This window comes from Streptomyces sp. NPDC085937 (assembly GCF_044540535.1).
GTDB lineage: Bacteria > Actinomycetota > Actinomycetes > Streptomycetales > Streptomycetaceae > Streptomyces.
The window spans coordinates 516,058-529,364 of record NZ_JBITSH010000003.1; the positions used below are offsets into that span (position 1 = coordinate 516,058).

Genomic DNA, 13,307 nt, shown 5'->3' on the forward strand with positions numbered 1-13,307 from the left:
GGAGCAGGGGGCGCGATGGGCAGGACCACCCAGCGGGAGTGCGGTACGGCCGGCCGGCGCGGGCCCGACAAGGAGCGCCCGGCGGCGTGGAGCGCGTACGGCAAGCTCGTCCGCCTCTTCCGCGAACGCGCCGGCCTCACCCAACAGGCCCTCGCCGACGCCATCGGCTACTCCATGGAGCAGGTCGCGTCCGTCGAACAGGGCCGCCGCCCCGCGAAGGCGGCCTTCACGGAGGCGGCGGAACGCGTACTGGACACGGGCGGTGCGCTGCGGGTCCTTCAGCCGGACGTGGACCGGACCAAACTCCCGTTGTTCTTCCAGGACTTCGCCCTGCTGGAGACGGAGGCAGTGAGCCGCTTCTCGTACGACCCGATGCTGGTGCCGGGGTTGTTGCAGACGGAGGCGTATGCGCAGGCGCTTCTTGAAGCACACTTCCCTCCCCTCGACGGGGAGACGGTCGAGCAGCGGGTGGCGGCCCGCATGGCCCGGCAGTCACTGTTGACGCGCAAGAACCCGCCGATCGTCTTCGTGTTCATCGTCGAGGAGTCCGCGATTCGTCGCGTGATCGCCAACACCGCAGTGACGCGGCAGCAGTTGGAACAACTACTGGAATGCTCGGCCATGCGCAACATCGAGCTTCAGATCATGCCCACGGCCCGTGGCGCCCACAGCGGACTCAACGGCCCCATGGTGTTGTTGGAGTCGACCGACCGCAAACAGCACGTCTATGTTGAAGCCCAGGACATCGTGAGTGTGAGGTCCGACCGACATGAGGTGAGCGAGTTCTGGCTTCGGTATGGAACGCTGCGGACGCAGGCCCTCAACACCGAGGAGTCCTCGCGCCTCATCCAGCACATGGCAGGGGAGCTATGAGCATCGACCTTGAGTGGGTCAAGAGCAGCTACAGCGGGACGAGCGGCGGCGACTGCGTAGAGGTGGCCGCCCACCAGAACACCGTGTACGTGCGGGACTCTAAGACCGTCGACGACGGCCCCGTGCTGCGGGTCGGCCGTGACGTGTGGGCGGCCTTCATGTCCCTCGCCTCCCGCTGACCCGGAGAACACTCACCAGCGCTCGACCCGCCCATCCTTGCAAGTCGTTGCAACAACGACTGCGAGGGGGGGCGTTCTGCTGCGCCCAACCCCCGACAAGTTGAAGCACACCCCCTTTACGCCTCCTTTCCCCGGCGGTAACTTGCCGCTGCTGTAAGAAGTTGCTGCAACTTTCCGTTCGCCTTTGCATCCTTCGCCAAGGCGCTCGGGTTCTCCGCCGTGTGGATCACTCCCGTGGTCCTCAACCGCTCCGACTACGACTACCACGGCTACCACGGCTGGGACTTCTACGAGGTCGACCCACGCCTGGAGTCCGCCGGCGCCTCCTACCAGGACCTCATCGACGCCGCCCACGCCAAGGGCATGAAGATCTACCAGGACGTCGTCTACAACCACTCCTCCCGCTGGGGCGCCAAGGGGCTGTTCACCCCCACGGTGTACGGGGTGCGTGACGCGCAATGGAGCTGGTACTACGACGAGAAGCAGCCCGGCTTCGAGTACGACGGACTCACCGTCGAGCCCAGGAGCGGCAAGTCGTACTACAACGGCGACCTCTGGTCGACCGCCGAGCCGTCGGGCAACACCTGCGTCAACTGGGGCATCCCCACCGGCGGCAGAAGTCCCGAAGGCTACACCCTCTACAACTGCCAATGGCCCAGCCCGACCTCCAGCATGTTCCCCAAGGCGCTCTACCACCAGTGCTGGATCGGCAACTGGGAGGGCGAGGACTCCCGTTCGTGCTGGCTGCACGAGGACCTGGCCGACTTCAACACCGAGAACGCGCAGGTGCAGAACTACCTGATCGGCGCCTACGACAAGTACATCGACATGGGCGTCGACGGCTTCCGCGTCGACACGGCGGTCCACATACCGCGCACCACCTGGAACCGCCGCTTCCTGCCCGCCATCCAGGAGCGCGTCACCCAACGGCACGGCGCCGAGGCCGCCGAGAACTTCTTCGTCTTCGGCGAGGTCGCCGCCTTCGTCAACGACAAGTGGAACCCCGGTTCGGTCAACCACTCCGCGCAGTTCTACACCTGGAAGGAGCGCAAGGAGTACAGCGCCGACGACGCGAAGGCCGCGCTGGAGATGTACGACTACGAGCAGCAGCGGGGCACGGGCGACCAGCCCACGTCCACCAACGCGTTCCTCGACGGCAACAGCTACCACGCCCCCGACCACAGCCGGTTCTCCGGCATGCACGTCATCGACATGCGGATGCACATGAACTTCGGCGACGCGAGCAACGCCTTCCACAACGGCAAGGACTCCGACGACAGTTACAACGACGCCACGTACAACGTCGTCTACGTCGACAGCCACGACTACGGGCCCAACAAGAGCAACGAACGCTACACCGGCGGCACCGACGCCTGGGCCGAGAACATGTCCCTGATGTGGACCTTCCGCGGCATCCCCACCCTCTACTACGGCTCGGAGATCGAGTTCCAGAAGGGCAAGAAGATCGACTGCGGGCCGAGCTGCCCCTTGGCCACCACGGGCAGGGCGTACTACGGCGATCACCTCGCCGGTGACGTGAAGGCGTCCGGCTTCTCCCAGGTCGAGTCCGCCTCGGGGACGGCCGCCACCACGCTGCAACAGCCCCTGGTCAAACACGTACAGCGCCTCAACCAGATCCGCCGTGCCGTCCCGGCCCTCCAGACGGGCCAGTACTCCACAGCCGGCATCAGCGGCGACATGGCGTTCAAGCGGCGCTACACCGCGGACGGCACCGACAGCTTCGCCCTGGTCACCGTCTCGGGCGGCGCCACCTTCACCGGCATTCCCAACGGCACGTACCGGGACGCGGTCACCGGCGACACCCGGACCGTCACCGGCGGCACCCTCACCGTCGCCGCCCCCGGCAAGGGCAACCTGCGGGTGTACGTCCTCGACGGGCCCGGGAAGATCGGGGCGGACGGTCCCTACTTGAAGTGACGGGACCGCCGGCAAGGCGCCAAGGCCCAGCCCCCGGTCGACGCACGTCGGCCGGGGGCTGTGGTGGGTACGGGTCACGCCTCCTGCGAGAACTCCGCGTGGAAGCGCCGCGTGTGGTCCACCCGCCGCACCGGGCCGGTCAGCGTGACCGTCGCGGTGAGGCGTGCGTCCGCGCTGGACGCGGCCAGGCGCAGTTCCAGGTCGCCCGGTTCGACGATCCGGTGGCCGTCGCGGCCGGTGAAGGACGCCACGTCCGCCGGGACCGTGACGCGGACCCTCCGCTCCTCGCCCGGCTCCAGCTCGACCCGGGTGTAGCCGACCAGCCGCTGCACCGGCTGGACCACGGAGGCGACCGGGTCGTGCAGGTACAGCTGGACGACCTCGGTGCCGGTCCGGTCGCCCGTGTTGCGGACGGTGAGGGACGCGGTGAACTCGCCGTCCGTGGGCGCCTGTCCGGCGTCCACGGTGAGGTTGCTCCAGGCGAACGTCGTGTACGTCAGACCGTGTCCGAAGCCGAACGCCGGGGTCGGGTCGATGTTGGAGACCTCGCTGGCCTGGGCGAGCCGGGCGCCGAGGTACGTGGTCGGCTGCGAGCCGGCGCTGTTCGGGACGCTCACCGGCAGCCGCCCGGAGGGGGCGGTGCGGCCGCTGAGCACACCGGCGATGGCCCGGGTGCCCGCGACTCCGGGGAAGAACGACTGGACGATCGCCGCCGAGTCGGCGACGGCACGGCCGAGCGCGTACGGGCGGCCCGCGAGCAGCACGGTCACCACCGGCGTACCGGAGTCGAGCAGCGCGTCGAGGAGCTGCTGCTGGGCGCCGGGCAGGGCGAGGGATTCCGCGTCGCAGCCTTCGCCGCTGGTGCCCCGGCCGAACAGGCCCGCACGGTCACCGAGCGCCACGACGACGATGTCGGCGTCACGCGCCGTGTCGACCGCCTCCGCGATGCCGGTGAGGTCGCCGTCGTCGATGCCGGTGCCGCGCACCACGGTGATCTCGGCGTCCGCGAACTCGGCGGTCAGGCTGTCGCGCAGGCTGGGCAGTTCGATGCCCACGGGCATGTCCGGGTACTTCACGCCCACGTGCTGCGGGAAGGAGTAGCAGCCCAGGACGGCGGCTGCCTCGTCGGCGTTGGGGCCGACGAGCGCGATGCGGCGAGGACGGTCCAGCGGCAGGGTGCCGTCGTTGGTGAGCAGCACGACCGCCTTCTCGGCGATCTCCCGGGCCAGTTCGCGGTTCTCCGGGCCGTCGAGGTCGATCGTGCCGCGCAGCGACTCCGGGTCGTCCAGGTCGGCGCCGTCGAACGCGGGCGGCAGCGGGTTCCAGTCCCGGTCGAGCAGGCCGAGCTCCGCCTTCTGGGTGAGGACGCGGCGCAGGGCGCGGTCGATGACGGACTCCGGCACCCGGCCGTCGGTGACGGCCTCGACGAGCGGGGCGCCGAACGTCTTGACCGTGGGCAGCTCGACGTCGACGCCGGCCTCGAGCGCGGCGCCGGCCGCGTCGGCGAAGTCGCCGGCGACGCCGTGCAGCGTCTTGAGGAACGCGATGCCGAAGTAGTCGGCCACCACGGTGCCGTCGAAGCCCCAGGTGTCCCGGAGCAGCCCGGTGAGCAGGCTCTCGTCGGCGGCGGCGGGGATGCCGTCGATGTCGGTGTAGGCGTGCATGACGGAGCGCGCGCCGCCCTCGCGGATCGCCATCTCGAACGGCGGCAGCAGCACGTCGGCGCGTTCACGCGGCCCCACGGAGGAGGGGGCGAGGTTGCGGCCGGCGCGCGAGGCCGAGTAACCGACGAAGTGCTTGAGGGTGGCGACGATCCCGGCGGACTCCAGGCCCTGGACGTAGGCGGTGCCGATGGAGCCGACGAGGTACGGGTCCTCGCCGATGGTCTCCTCCACGCGGCCCCAGCGGGCGTCACGGACGACGTCCAGCACGGGCGCGAGGCCCTGGTGGACGCCGACGGCGCGCATGTCGCGGCCGATGGCGGCGGCCATCCGGCGGACGACGTCCGGGTCGAAGGTGGCGCCCCAGGACAGCGGCACGGGGTAGGCGGTCGCTCCCCAGGCGGCGAAGCCGGCCAGGCACTCCTCGTGTGCCACGGCGGGGATGCCGAAGCGGTTCGCGGAGGTGATCCGGGACTGGGTGCGCAGCAGGGACAGCGCGCCGAGCGCCGGGTCGACGGGCGCGGTGCCGAAGGGGCGGGTGAGCTGGCCCAGGCCGGCGGGGAGGAGCGCGTCGAGGTCGACGGCCTCCTCCATGTCGTGCTGGTGCGGGGCGACTTCGCCGCCGTTGGCGGAGGCGCCGACCCAGACTCCGTACAGCTGGGCGATCTTCTCCTCGAGGGTCATGGCGCCGATCAGCGCGTCGACCCGGGCGGAGACGGGGTGGGAGGGGTCGTTCCAGACGGGGGTTTCGGGGGTGGTCTCTACGGCCACGTTCGCGGTCACTTTCCTCCGACACCCATCAGCCCCTGGACCAGGGCACGACGGGCGAACAGGTAGACGAGAAGGATGGGCACCATGGACAGCACCACGGCTCCCAGCAGACCGGGGATGTCGATGCCGTGTTCGGTCTGGAAGTTGTACAGACCCAGGGTCACGACCTTGGTGGAGTCGGACTGGGTCAGCACCAGCGGGAACAGGAAGCCGTTCCACGCCTGCAGCGCGGAGAAGACCACGATGGTGGACAGTCCGCCCCGGGACAGCGGCATGACGAGCTGGAAGAACATGCGCCGCGGGGAGGCGCCGTCCATGGCCATGGCCTCGTACAGCTCCGGGGAGATGTCGCGCATGGCGCCGCTGAGGATGAGCGCGGACATCGGCAGGCAGAAGGCGGCCGTGGGCAGGATGACGCCGAGCAGGTTGTCGTACAGTCCGGCTTCGCTGATCAGGTAGAACATCGGCACGATGACGGCCTGGGCGGGGATCGCCAGACCGAGCAGGAACAGCCGGAAGATCGCCGACGTGGCCTTGCCCCGGCTGCGCACGATGGCGTAGGCGAGCGGCGGGACCAGCAGCAGCACGATGCCGATCACGCAGGCGGTGACGACGAGCGTGTTGAAGAAGTACTGGCCGAAGCCCGAGTCGAAGGCGCCGGTGAAGTTGTCCAGGGTGAAGGTGTCCGGAAGGGAGACCGGACCGTTCGCGGCGTAGTCCTGGCGGGTGCGCAGGGTCGCCGCGAGCATCACGTACAGCGGCAGGCCGACGAGGAGCAGCCAGACGATCGAGCCGGCGCCGGCCAGGTAGTTGGGGCGGCGCCTCATGACACACCCTCCATGGTGCTGCGCATCTTGTCGTAGCCGGAGACCTTCACCACGACCAGGGAGATGATGGTGGCGGCGACGACGAGGGCGAGGGCGATGGCGGAACCGGCCCCGAAGTCGAAGCCCTTGAAGGCCTTGTCGTACATGTAGTAGGCGCTGATGGTGGTGTCGGTGCCGGGGCCGCCCTGGGTCAGGATGAGGACGGTCTCGAAGGTGGTGAGGCCACCGACGATCATCAGGATCATCGACGTGATCATCGAGTTGCGCAGCTGCGGCAGGGTGATGTGGAAGAACTGCCGGTAGCGGCCGGCGCCGTCGATCTCCGCCGCCTGGTACAGCACCTGCGGGATCGCGCGGGCGGCGCCCTGGTAGATCAGCGTGTGGAAGGGCGTGAACTGCCAGGTGCTCACGAACGCGAGCACACCGATGGCGGTGGCCTGCTCGCCGAACAGGTTGCCGTCGCCGAACAGCCAGGTGGCGTCCGCCGGGATACCGAAGTTCGGGTCGAGGAGCGCGCGCCACAGCACGGAGACGGCGGTGGCGGACAGCAGCAGCGGGATGAAGTAGATGACCGACAGCACCGCGCGGTTGCGCTGGTGGCCCGCGGCCCAGACGCCGAGCAGGATGCTCAGCGGGGTCTGGACGACCACGCCGAGCGCGGTCAGCAGCAGGGTCAGCCAGATGCTCTGGAGCATCACCGGGTCGTCCATCAGGCGCGACCAGTTGTCCGCGCCGACCCACTGGGGCGAGCCGATCCCGTCCCAGCTCATGAAGGACAGCACCGCGACCATGATGAGCGGCACGATCGCGAAGAGGGCGAAGAAAACTGCGGCAGGCAGCGCCCAGGCGAAGCCCGGACGGCCCACCCTGGATACGGACGGGGAGGCGGCCGGCCGCCGCCGGGACTCCTTGCGGAGCCCGGCGGCGGGCGGGGCGCTCGTGATCTTTGTGGTCATGAGCCGTTCGTCACTCGGTCGGGAGGGCCTGCATGGCCTTGATGAAGCCGTCCGTGTCGAGCTGTCCGTTGAAGAACTGCTGGATGGCCTTGTGCATGTTCGAGGCAGCCGACTGCGGGTACGCCTGGTCCCACGACAGCTGGAACGACGGAGCGTTGGCCACCAGGTCGTACTGGAAGCGCGAGTACTCGGGCGTCGCGGACGTCTCGATGAACTGGTCGGTGTTGGTGGTGGTGGTCAGGTTGCCGACGTCGAGCTGCGCCTTGACGAACTCGTCGGAGTACATGAGCTTCAGGAACTCGGCGACGGCCTCGGGGTGCTTGGTCTTCTTCAGCACCGAGTAGTAGTTGTTGGTGTTGCCGGCGACGTTCTTCGGGTCGCCCTTGCCGCCCGCGACGGCCGGGAAGGCGGAGTAGCCGAGGCCCTTCTCGGCGAAGTCCGGGTGGTCGGTGAGCTGCTGGGAGTAGTACCAGGAGCCCATCAGCTCGAAGCCGGCCTTGCCCTGGGCGACGAGCGCGACCGAGCCGCCGTTGGTGTACTTGACCGAGTCGTAGTTCTTGCCGAAGGCGCCCGCGTCGACGAGCTCCCTGATCATCTTCAGGGCCTTCTTGCTCTCCGCGGACTCCCAGGCGCTCTTGTCGCCGTCGAGGGCCTTCTGGAAGAGCTCCGGGCCGGCTATGCGGTCGAACAGGTACTGGAACCACATCTGGGTGGGCCAGACGTCGCCGCCGCCGAGCGCGATCGGCGTGACACCCTCGTCCTTCAGCTTCTCGACGGCGTCGAGCAGCTCGTCCCAGGTCTTCGGCGGCTGGACGCCCGCCTTCTTGAGGACGTTCTTGTTGTGGAAGAGCAGGACCGGCTGGGTGCCGCGCATGGGAATGCCGTACGGCTTGCCGTCGACGACCGCGTTGTTGAAGACGGACGGGAGGAACTTGCTCTCCAGCTCCGGGTTCTTCTTGATGGCGTCGTCGAGCGGGAGGAGCAGGCCGGCCTTGACGAAGGGCTTGATGCTGCCGCCGCCCCAGTTGAAGAAGACGTCGGGTGCCTGCGGGGTGCTGATGATCGTCTGAAGCTTCTGCTGGTAGTCCGCACCGGGGATGGTGTCGAGGACCGCCTTGACGTCGGACGTCTCGTTGAACTTGTCGACGACCTGCTTCTCGATCTTGTTGGTGGCGTCCCCGTAGACAAGGATATGGATCTTGCCGTCGTCCGCCGACGCCCCGCCGTTGCCGTCACCGCAGGCCGACAGGCTCAGGGCGAGGGCGAGCGTCGCACCGGTGGCGATCAGTCTGGGCAAGCGCGCACGTGTCTTCATCGTTCGCCTTTCGAAAGTTTCGGCTTCATCGCCGAAAGTCCATGCCGAGGGACAGTAGGTCAGACGGGAGTTGGGGTCAACGGTCGGGTCGCAACTCGCCCGAAACGTTATCGACACGCGGTGCTCTATCCTGCGGGTATGCGTGAAGACGACGAGACGAGCGGGCGTGTCACCCTGGCTGCGGTAGCGAAAGAGGCCGGGGTTTCGATGCCGACAGTTTCGAAGGTGCTCAACGGCCGTTCGGATGTCTCACGCGCGACGCGCGCCAAGGTGGAGAAGCTGCTCGACCTGCACGGCTACCGTCGGCGCGTCCAGCCCGCGACCCGTTACCCGCTCATCGAGATCGTGTTCCACGAGCTGGAGAGCGTGTGGGCGATGGAGCTGATCCGGGGCGTGGAGAACGTCGCGAAAGAGAATCGCGCCACCGTCGTCCTCACCGAGAGCGGCACCCGGCACACCCCCGACCCGGACTGGCTGCCGGGGGTGCTGCAGCGCCGGCCGCTGGGCGTGGTGCTGGTGTTCTCCAGCCTCCCGCAGGACATCAAACGTCAGCTGCGGGCGGCCGCCATCCCGTTCGTCGTCATCGACCCGGCGGGCGACCCGGACCCGGACGTGCCGTCGGTCGGCTCCGCCAACTGGGCCGGAGGCCTCGCCGCCACCCGTCACCTCACCGAGCGGGGCCACCGCCGGATCGCCATCATCACCGGACCCGAGGACATGCTGTGCTCCCTGGCGCGGCTGGACGGCTACCGCTCGGCCATGGCCATGGCGGGCCTGGAGGCCGACCCACGGCTGACCCGCTTCGGCGACTTCCACGTGCAGGGCGGCTTCGAGCGCGCCATGGAGCTGCTGGAGGGCCCCGACCGGCCGACGGCCGTCTTCGCGGGCAGTGATCTGCAGGCGCTGGGTGTGCTGGAGGCGGCCCGGGTGAAGGGGCTACGGGTCCCCGAGGATCTGTCGGTGGTCGGCTACGACGACGTACCGCTCGCCCAGTGGTCCAGCCCGCCGCTCACCACGGTCCACCAGCCGCTGCGGCACATGGCCGAAGAGGCGTCCCGGATGCTGCTGCGCCCCGACGACCCGGGCGGCGCGGCCCAGCGCATCGAGCTGGCGACCCACCTGGTGGTACGGCAGAGCACGGCCCCACTCGTCGACTGACACCGCCGACGGTCCAAGGGTCCGGCCCGGCCCAGCCCCGGGGGCCGGTGCGGCTCGGCCGCGAGGGGTCGGCCAGGGTCAGCCCGTCGAGCCGCGTTCCCGGCGCAGGCGGCGCAGGACGACGGCCAGGTCCAGTGCCGCCGTGAGGGCGAGCACCCCGCAGACGACGGCGAGCAGCACCAGCGGGCCGGTTCCGGGGCTGTCACCGGAGTCGGACCGGGCCGCCCAGACGCCGAACAGCACCGTCCCCGCGACGAACAGCGGCAGGAAGACGGAGGCCAGCAGCAGCCGCAGCTTCAGCGGGCTGCGGGCGGTGACCGGCTCGGTGCCGGTGCGCGGGTTCCTGCGGCCGATGGTGCCGGAGCGGGCCCGGGAGACCGGCTCGCGACCGGAGCCGGTGCGAGGTTCCTGGCCGGAACCGGTACGGCTGTCGCGCACGTCGGCGCACCTCCTTCCCACCTCGTGTGCGGGTCGGGTAGCCCCCGTGGCGGACGGCAAACCGGCAGTCGCCTGGACCCGTGCGGCGCGGGTACCCGGAGCGCCCTGAGCGTGGCCGGAGGAGGTGGTCGGGCATGGTGAGCGCATCCGTGACGGTGCCGTCGGGAGCGCGGGGCCTGCGCGGTGATCTGGAGATCCCCGCCGGGGCGCGCGGCATGGTGCTGTTCGCGCACGGAAGCGGCAGCTCGCGGCTCAGCCCGCGCAACCGGGCCGTCGCCGGAGTGCTGCGCGACGCCGGGTTCGGCACGCTGCTGCTCGACCTGCTGACCGGGGCGGAGGAGGACGAGGACGCGGCGACGGGCCGGCACCGCTTCGACATCGGTCTGCCGGCCGGGCGGCTGGCGCACGCCGTGGACTGGCTGGAGGGGCGGCCGGACGCCGCGGACCTGCCGGTGGGACTGTTCGGGGCCAGTACGGGGGCGGCGGCCGCGCTGGTCGCGGCCACGGAGCGGCCTCGGCGGGTGGCGGCGGTCGTCTCGCGGGGCGGGCGCCCGGACCTGGCCGGTGACGCGCTGGGCCTGGTGGCGTGCCCGGTGCTGCTCGTGGTGGGCGGCGCCGACCACGAGGTGCTGGACCTCAACCGCCGTGCCGCCGCACGGCTGTCCGCCCCGCACCGCGTCGACGTGGTGCCCGGCGCCACCCATCTCTTCGCCGAGCCCGGCGCGCTGGAGCGGGCCGCGCAGCTGGCCGCCGGGTGGTTCGGCGAGCATCTGTCGTGAGGGCGGCGAGCCGCGCCGGGAAGGCCGGCGCGGCTCGCCGACGTGCTCAGCTCGTGCTGCAGGAGACCGTCGGCCAGTTCCAGTTGCCGTTGGTCTGGATCGTCACCCCCCAGTTGTTCCCGCTGCCGTTCGGCCTGGCCACGAGGGTCTGGCTGTTGGGGTAGGAGGCGCTGACGTTCCAGGTGCTGAGGACCTTCGCCGGGGACGGCACGTTCATCGTCACGGTCCAGTTGCCGGAGCCTCCGACCGAGACGTTGAGGTTGTAGCGGTCGCCCCACTGCTGGCCCGCCGACAGGGTCGCGGTGCAGGCACCGCCGCCACCACCACCGCCGCCCCCTCCCCCGCCGCCGGAGCCGTCGGGGGCGACCGCCCGGCCGGTCTGCGGGGAGATCATGCCGGCGCACAGACCCCGGGAGGCCAGGTTCTGCGCGATGCGCGGAATGGCGGCGATGGTGTTGGCCGGCCAGTCGTGCATCAGGATGACCTGCCCGTCGTTCAGCCGGGAGGCGGCCTGCACGATGGCGTCGGTGCTCGCGTTGTTCCAGTCCTGCGAGTCGACGTCCCAGATGACCTCGGTCAGACCGTACTTGGCCTCCACCGAGCGCAGGGTGGAGTTGGTCTCGCCGTAGGGCGGGCGGAACAGCTTGGGTGTGCCGCCCCCGGCACTCGCGATCGCCTGCTGGGTGCGGGAGATCTCCGAGTCCATCTGCGCCTGGCTGAGCTGCGTCATGTGGGGGTGGGTGTAGCTGTGGTTGGCGACCCACATCCCCGCGTCCACCTGTGCCTTGACCAGGGACGGGTTGGCGGCGGCGTACTGGCCCTGGTTGAACATGGTGGCCCGCAGGCCGTTCTGCTTCAGCGCGTTGAGCAGGTTCATGGTGGATCCGGTGGACGGGCCGTCGTCGAAGGTGAGTCCGACGTACCCGTTGCAGGCGGCCGCCTGCGCGGGGGCGGCGCCGACGCCCGCGGTCACGGTGCCTGCCACCGTCAGTGCGGTGACGGCCACACCCGGGACCAGGTACCGGGTGACCGGCTGTCGCTTTCCGGTGCTCATGTGTGGGGGTCCTCCTCGTACGGGGATCAGCCTGCGCTGCAGGAGACCGAGGGCCAGTTCCAGTTGCCGTTGGTCTGGATCGTCGCGCCCCAGTTGTTGCCGCTGCCGTTGGGCCGGGCGACGAGGGTCTGGCTGTCGGGGTAGGACGCGCTCGCGTTCCAGGTCGCGGAGACCTTGGCCGGGGACGGGACGCGCATGGTGACGGTCCAGTTGCTGGAGCCGCTCACCGAGACGTTGAGGTTGTAGCGGTCGCCCCACTGCTGGCCGGCCGACAGGGTCGCGGTGCAACCACCACCGCCACCACCGCCGCCACCGCCACCGCCACCGCCACCACCGCCACCGCCACCGCCGGAGCCCTCGCTCACGGTGATGTTGGAGTTGCCGCTGCTCTGGTAGCCCTCGGTGGCCATGATCATGTAGTTGTGGCTGCCCAGGTTCATGCCCTTGCTCGCCCAGGCGTCGAAGTGGTTGCCACTGGTGATGGTGCCGCCGGTGCGCTTCTGCTGGCGGACGCTCCAGTACTGGTCGAAGGTCCTGGTGCCCTCGATCGAGGGGGCGTTGTACCGGGTCGTCTTGTAGATGTCGTAGGTGCCGCCGTCACTGGTGACGGTGCCCTTGTACTCGCCGGTGGGCCGGTAGGTGCCCCAGTTGTCGACGATGTAGTACTCGACCAGGGGGCCGGTGGTCCAGCCGTAGAGCGTCAGGTACGCGTTGCCGGACGGGTTGAAGCTGCCGGAGTAGCTGACGGTCTTGCGCCCGCCGGTGCTCCAGCCCTTGCCCGCCACGAAGTTGCCGGTGTTGCTCCACTGGGTGCTGTAACTGCCCCCGGAGCCCAGGTCCATGGAGACCGTGCCCGGGGCGTCGGTCCAGAAGGAGTACCACCAGCCGTTGTTGGTGCCGGTCTGGTTGCTCGTGATGACCGGGGCGGCGGTCGCCGTGCCGGTGAGGAGCAGCGCGGTGAGGGCGGCGAGAGCGATCGTCCAGACGCTCTTGACGCTCATGATCAGCCAGCTGCGTCTGCGGCTGCCGGGTGGTGAGGACATGTGCATGGGTGGCGCCTCCTGTTACGGCTCGATGGGGAGGTCGATGCCGTGACAGTGTTGGTCTGAGCGCGTCAACCGTCAACGGTTTCGGTGAGAGTTTCGAAAAGTTCGAGTAACCGGATCTCGTCACGGAAAGAGATGACGCCAGCTCAACCAGGTTATGGAAGCGCTTGACTTGTGAAGCACCGGATATGCGCCACCACTCGAGCCGAAGCTCGAACACCTTACTGCGAAACTTTCGTAGGACTATTGCAGGCGCCCAACGACAGCCGGCCGGTACGGTCGTTGCCCGCCATTGGGGGCAACGACCGTACC

At 69.5% G+C, this 13,307-nt stretch carries 11 protein-coding genes and 1 pseudogene; 5 read left to right on the forward strand and 7 right to left on the reverse strand.

Going from position 1 to position 13,307, the window contains the following annotated elements; all coding sequences use genetic code 11:
- The first annotated feature begins 15 nt into the window (after window positions 1–15).
- The 3 genes and pseudogenes from ACIF8S_RS09430 to ACIF8S_RS09440 all read left to right on the forward strand — a co-directional run.
- Window positions 16–873 carry a helix-turn-helix domain-containing protein gene (locus ACIF8S_RS09430; protein WP_399998331.1) on the forward strand — a complete coding sequence of 286 codons (858 nt, stop codon included), beginning with the start codon at window positions 16–18 and terminating at the stop codon, window positions 871–873.
- Window positions 870–1,052: a DUF397 domain-containing protein gene (locus ACIF8S_RS09435; RefSeq protein ID WP_399998333.1), complete on the forward strand. Its 183-nt coding sequence runs from the start codon at window positions 870–872 to the stop codon at window positions 1,050–1,052. Before ACIF8S_RS09430 ends, ACIF8S_RS09435 begins: the two co-directional genes overlap by 4 nt.
- A gap of 192 nt (window positions 1,053–1,244) precedes the next feature.
- Window positions 1,245–2,990, forward strand: a pseudogene (locus tag ACIF8S_RS09440) (alpha-amylase family glycosyl hydrolase); the annotation flags it as partial.
- A 74-nt stretch (window positions 2,991–3,064) separates the two neighbouring features.
- On the opposite strand, the gene ACIF8S_RS09445 reads toward ACIF8S_RS09440, so the two are convergent.
- Genes ACIF8S_RS09445 through ACIF8S_RS09460 form a run of 4 tightly spaced genes read right to left on the reverse strand, consistent with a single transcriptional unit; the run spans window position 3,065 to window position 8,520 of the window.
- On the reverse strand, window positions 3,065–5,434 hold the full coding sequence (locus ACIF8S_RS09445; RefSeq protein ID WP_399998334.1) for a glycoside hydrolase family 3 N-terminal domain-containing protein: 2,370 nt from the start codon (window positions 5,432–5,434) through the stop codon (window positions 3,065–3,067).
- The gene (locus tag ACIF8S_RS09450; protein WP_024883650.1) at window positions 5,431–6,249 is read right to left on the reverse strand and encodes a carbohydrate ABC transporter permease; all 819 of its coding nucleotides are present in this window, start codon (window positions 6,247–6,249) and stop codon (window positions 5,431–5,433) included. Before ACIF8S_RS09450 ends, ACIF8S_RS09445 begins: the two co-directional genes overlap by 4 nt.
- Window positions 6,246–7,205 (reverse strand): carbohydrate ABC transporter permease, encoded by a 960-nt coding sequence (locus ACIF8S_RS09455; protein WP_024883651.1) that lies wholly within the window; start codon window positions 7,203–7,205, stop codon window positions 6,246–6,248. Before ACIF8S_RS09455 ends, ACIF8S_RS09450 begins: the two co-directional genes overlap by 4 nt.
- Before the next feature lie 10 nt (window positions 7,206–7,215).
- The gene (locus ACIF8S_RS09460; RefSeq protein WP_399998335.1) at window positions 7,216–8,520 is read right to left on the reverse strand and encodes an ABC transporter substrate-binding protein; all 1,305 of its coding nucleotides are present in this window, start codon (window positions 8,518–8,520) and stop codon (window positions 7,216–7,218) included.
- 138 nt (window positions 8,521–8,658) lie between these two features.
- On the opposite strand from ACIF8S_RS09460, the gene ACIF8S_RS09465 reads away from it, so the two are divergent.
- Complete coding sequence (locus tag ACIF8S_RS09465) at window positions 8,659–9,678, forward strand: LacI family DNA-binding transcriptional regulator (RefSeq protein ID WP_399998337.1); 1,020 nt, start codon at window positions 8,659–8,661, stop codon at window positions 9,676–9,678.
- Window positions 9,679–9,756: 78 nt separating this feature from the next.
- Here the strand turns inward: ACIF8S_RS09465 and ACIF8S_RS09470 are convergent, their stop codons facing one another.
- On the reverse strand, window positions 9,757–10,116 hold the full coding sequence (locus ACIF8S_RS09470) for a DUF6343 family protein (protein ID WP_399998338.1): 360 nt from the start codon (window positions 10,114–10,116) through the stop codon (window positions 9,757–9,759).
- A gap of 134 nt (window positions 10,117–10,250) precedes the next feature.
- Between ACIF8S_RS09470 and ACIF8S_RS09475 the strand changes: the two genes are divergently transcribed.
- Window positions 10,251–10,895: a dienelactone hydrolase family protein gene (locus ACIF8S_RS09475; RefSeq protein ID WP_399998339.1), complete on the forward strand. Its 645-nt coding sequence runs from the start codon at window positions 10,251–10,253 to the stop codon at window positions 10,893–10,895.
- A gap of 46 nt (window positions 10,896–10,941) precedes the next feature.
- On the opposite strand, the gene ACIF8S_RS09480 is transcribed toward ACIF8S_RS09475, so the two are convergent.
- Both ACIF8S_RS09480 and ACIF8S_RS09485 read right to left on the reverse strand, forming a co-directional pair.
- Window positions 10,942–11,949 carry a polysaccharide deacetylase family protein gene (locus ACIF8S_RS09480; RefSeq protein WP_399998341.1) on the reverse strand — a complete coding sequence of 336 codons (1,008 nt, stop codon included), beginning with the start codon at window positions 11,947–11,949 and terminating at the stop codon, window positions 10,942–10,944.
- 26 nt (window positions 11,950–11,975) lie between these two features.
- On the reverse strand, window positions 11,976–12,992 hold the full coding sequence (locus ACIF8S_RS09485; protein WP_399998495.1) for a glycoside hydrolase family 11 protein: 1,017 nt from the start codon (window positions 12,990–12,992) through the stop codon (window positions 11,976–11,978).
- Window positions 12,993–13,307 lie beyond the last annotated feature (315 nt).

What these genes read in the sequence shown, in the direction of transcription:
- ACIF8S_RS09430 (WP_399998331.1), top strand. Translation starts at nt 16, where the DNA reads ATGGGCAGGACCACCCAGCGGGAGTGCGGTACGGCCGGCCGGCGCGGG.
- ACIF8S_RS09435 (WP_399998333.1), top strand. Translation starts at nt 870, where the DNA reads ATGAGCATCGACCTTGAGTGGGTCAAGAGCAGCTACAGCGGGACGAGC.
- ACIF8S_RS09450 (WP_024883650.1), bottom strand. Translation starts at nt 6,249, where the DNA reads ATGAGGCGCCGCCCCAACTACCTGGCCGGCGCCGGCTCGATCGTCTGG.
- ACIF8S_RS09455 (WP_024883651.1), bottom strand. Translation starts at nt 7,205, where the DNA reads ATGACCACAAAGATCACGAGCGCCCCGCCCGCCGCCGGGCTCCGCAAG.
- ACIF8S_RS09460 (WP_399998335.1), bottom strand. Translation starts at nt 8,520, where the DNA reads ATGAAGACACGTGCGCGCTTGCCCAGACTGATCGCCACCGGTGCGACG.
- ACIF8S_RS09465 (WP_399998337.1), top strand. Translation starts at nt 8,659, where the DNA reads ATGCGTGAAGACGACGAGACGAGCGGGCGTGTCACCCTGGCTGCGGTA.
- ACIF8S_RS09475 (WP_399998339.1), top strand. Translation starts at nt 10,251, where the DNA reads ATGGTGAGCGCATCCGTGACGGTGCCGTCGGGAGCGCGGGGCCTGCGC.
- ACIF8S_RS09480 (WP_399998341.1), bottom strand. Translation starts at nt 11,949, where the DNA reads ATGAGCACCGGAAAGCGACAGCCGGTCACCCGGTACCTGGTCCCGGGT.
- ACIF8S_RS09485 (WP_399998495.1), bottom strand. Translation starts at nt 12,992, where the DNA reads ATGTCCTCACCACCCGGCAGCCGCAGACGCAGCTGGCTGATCATGAGC.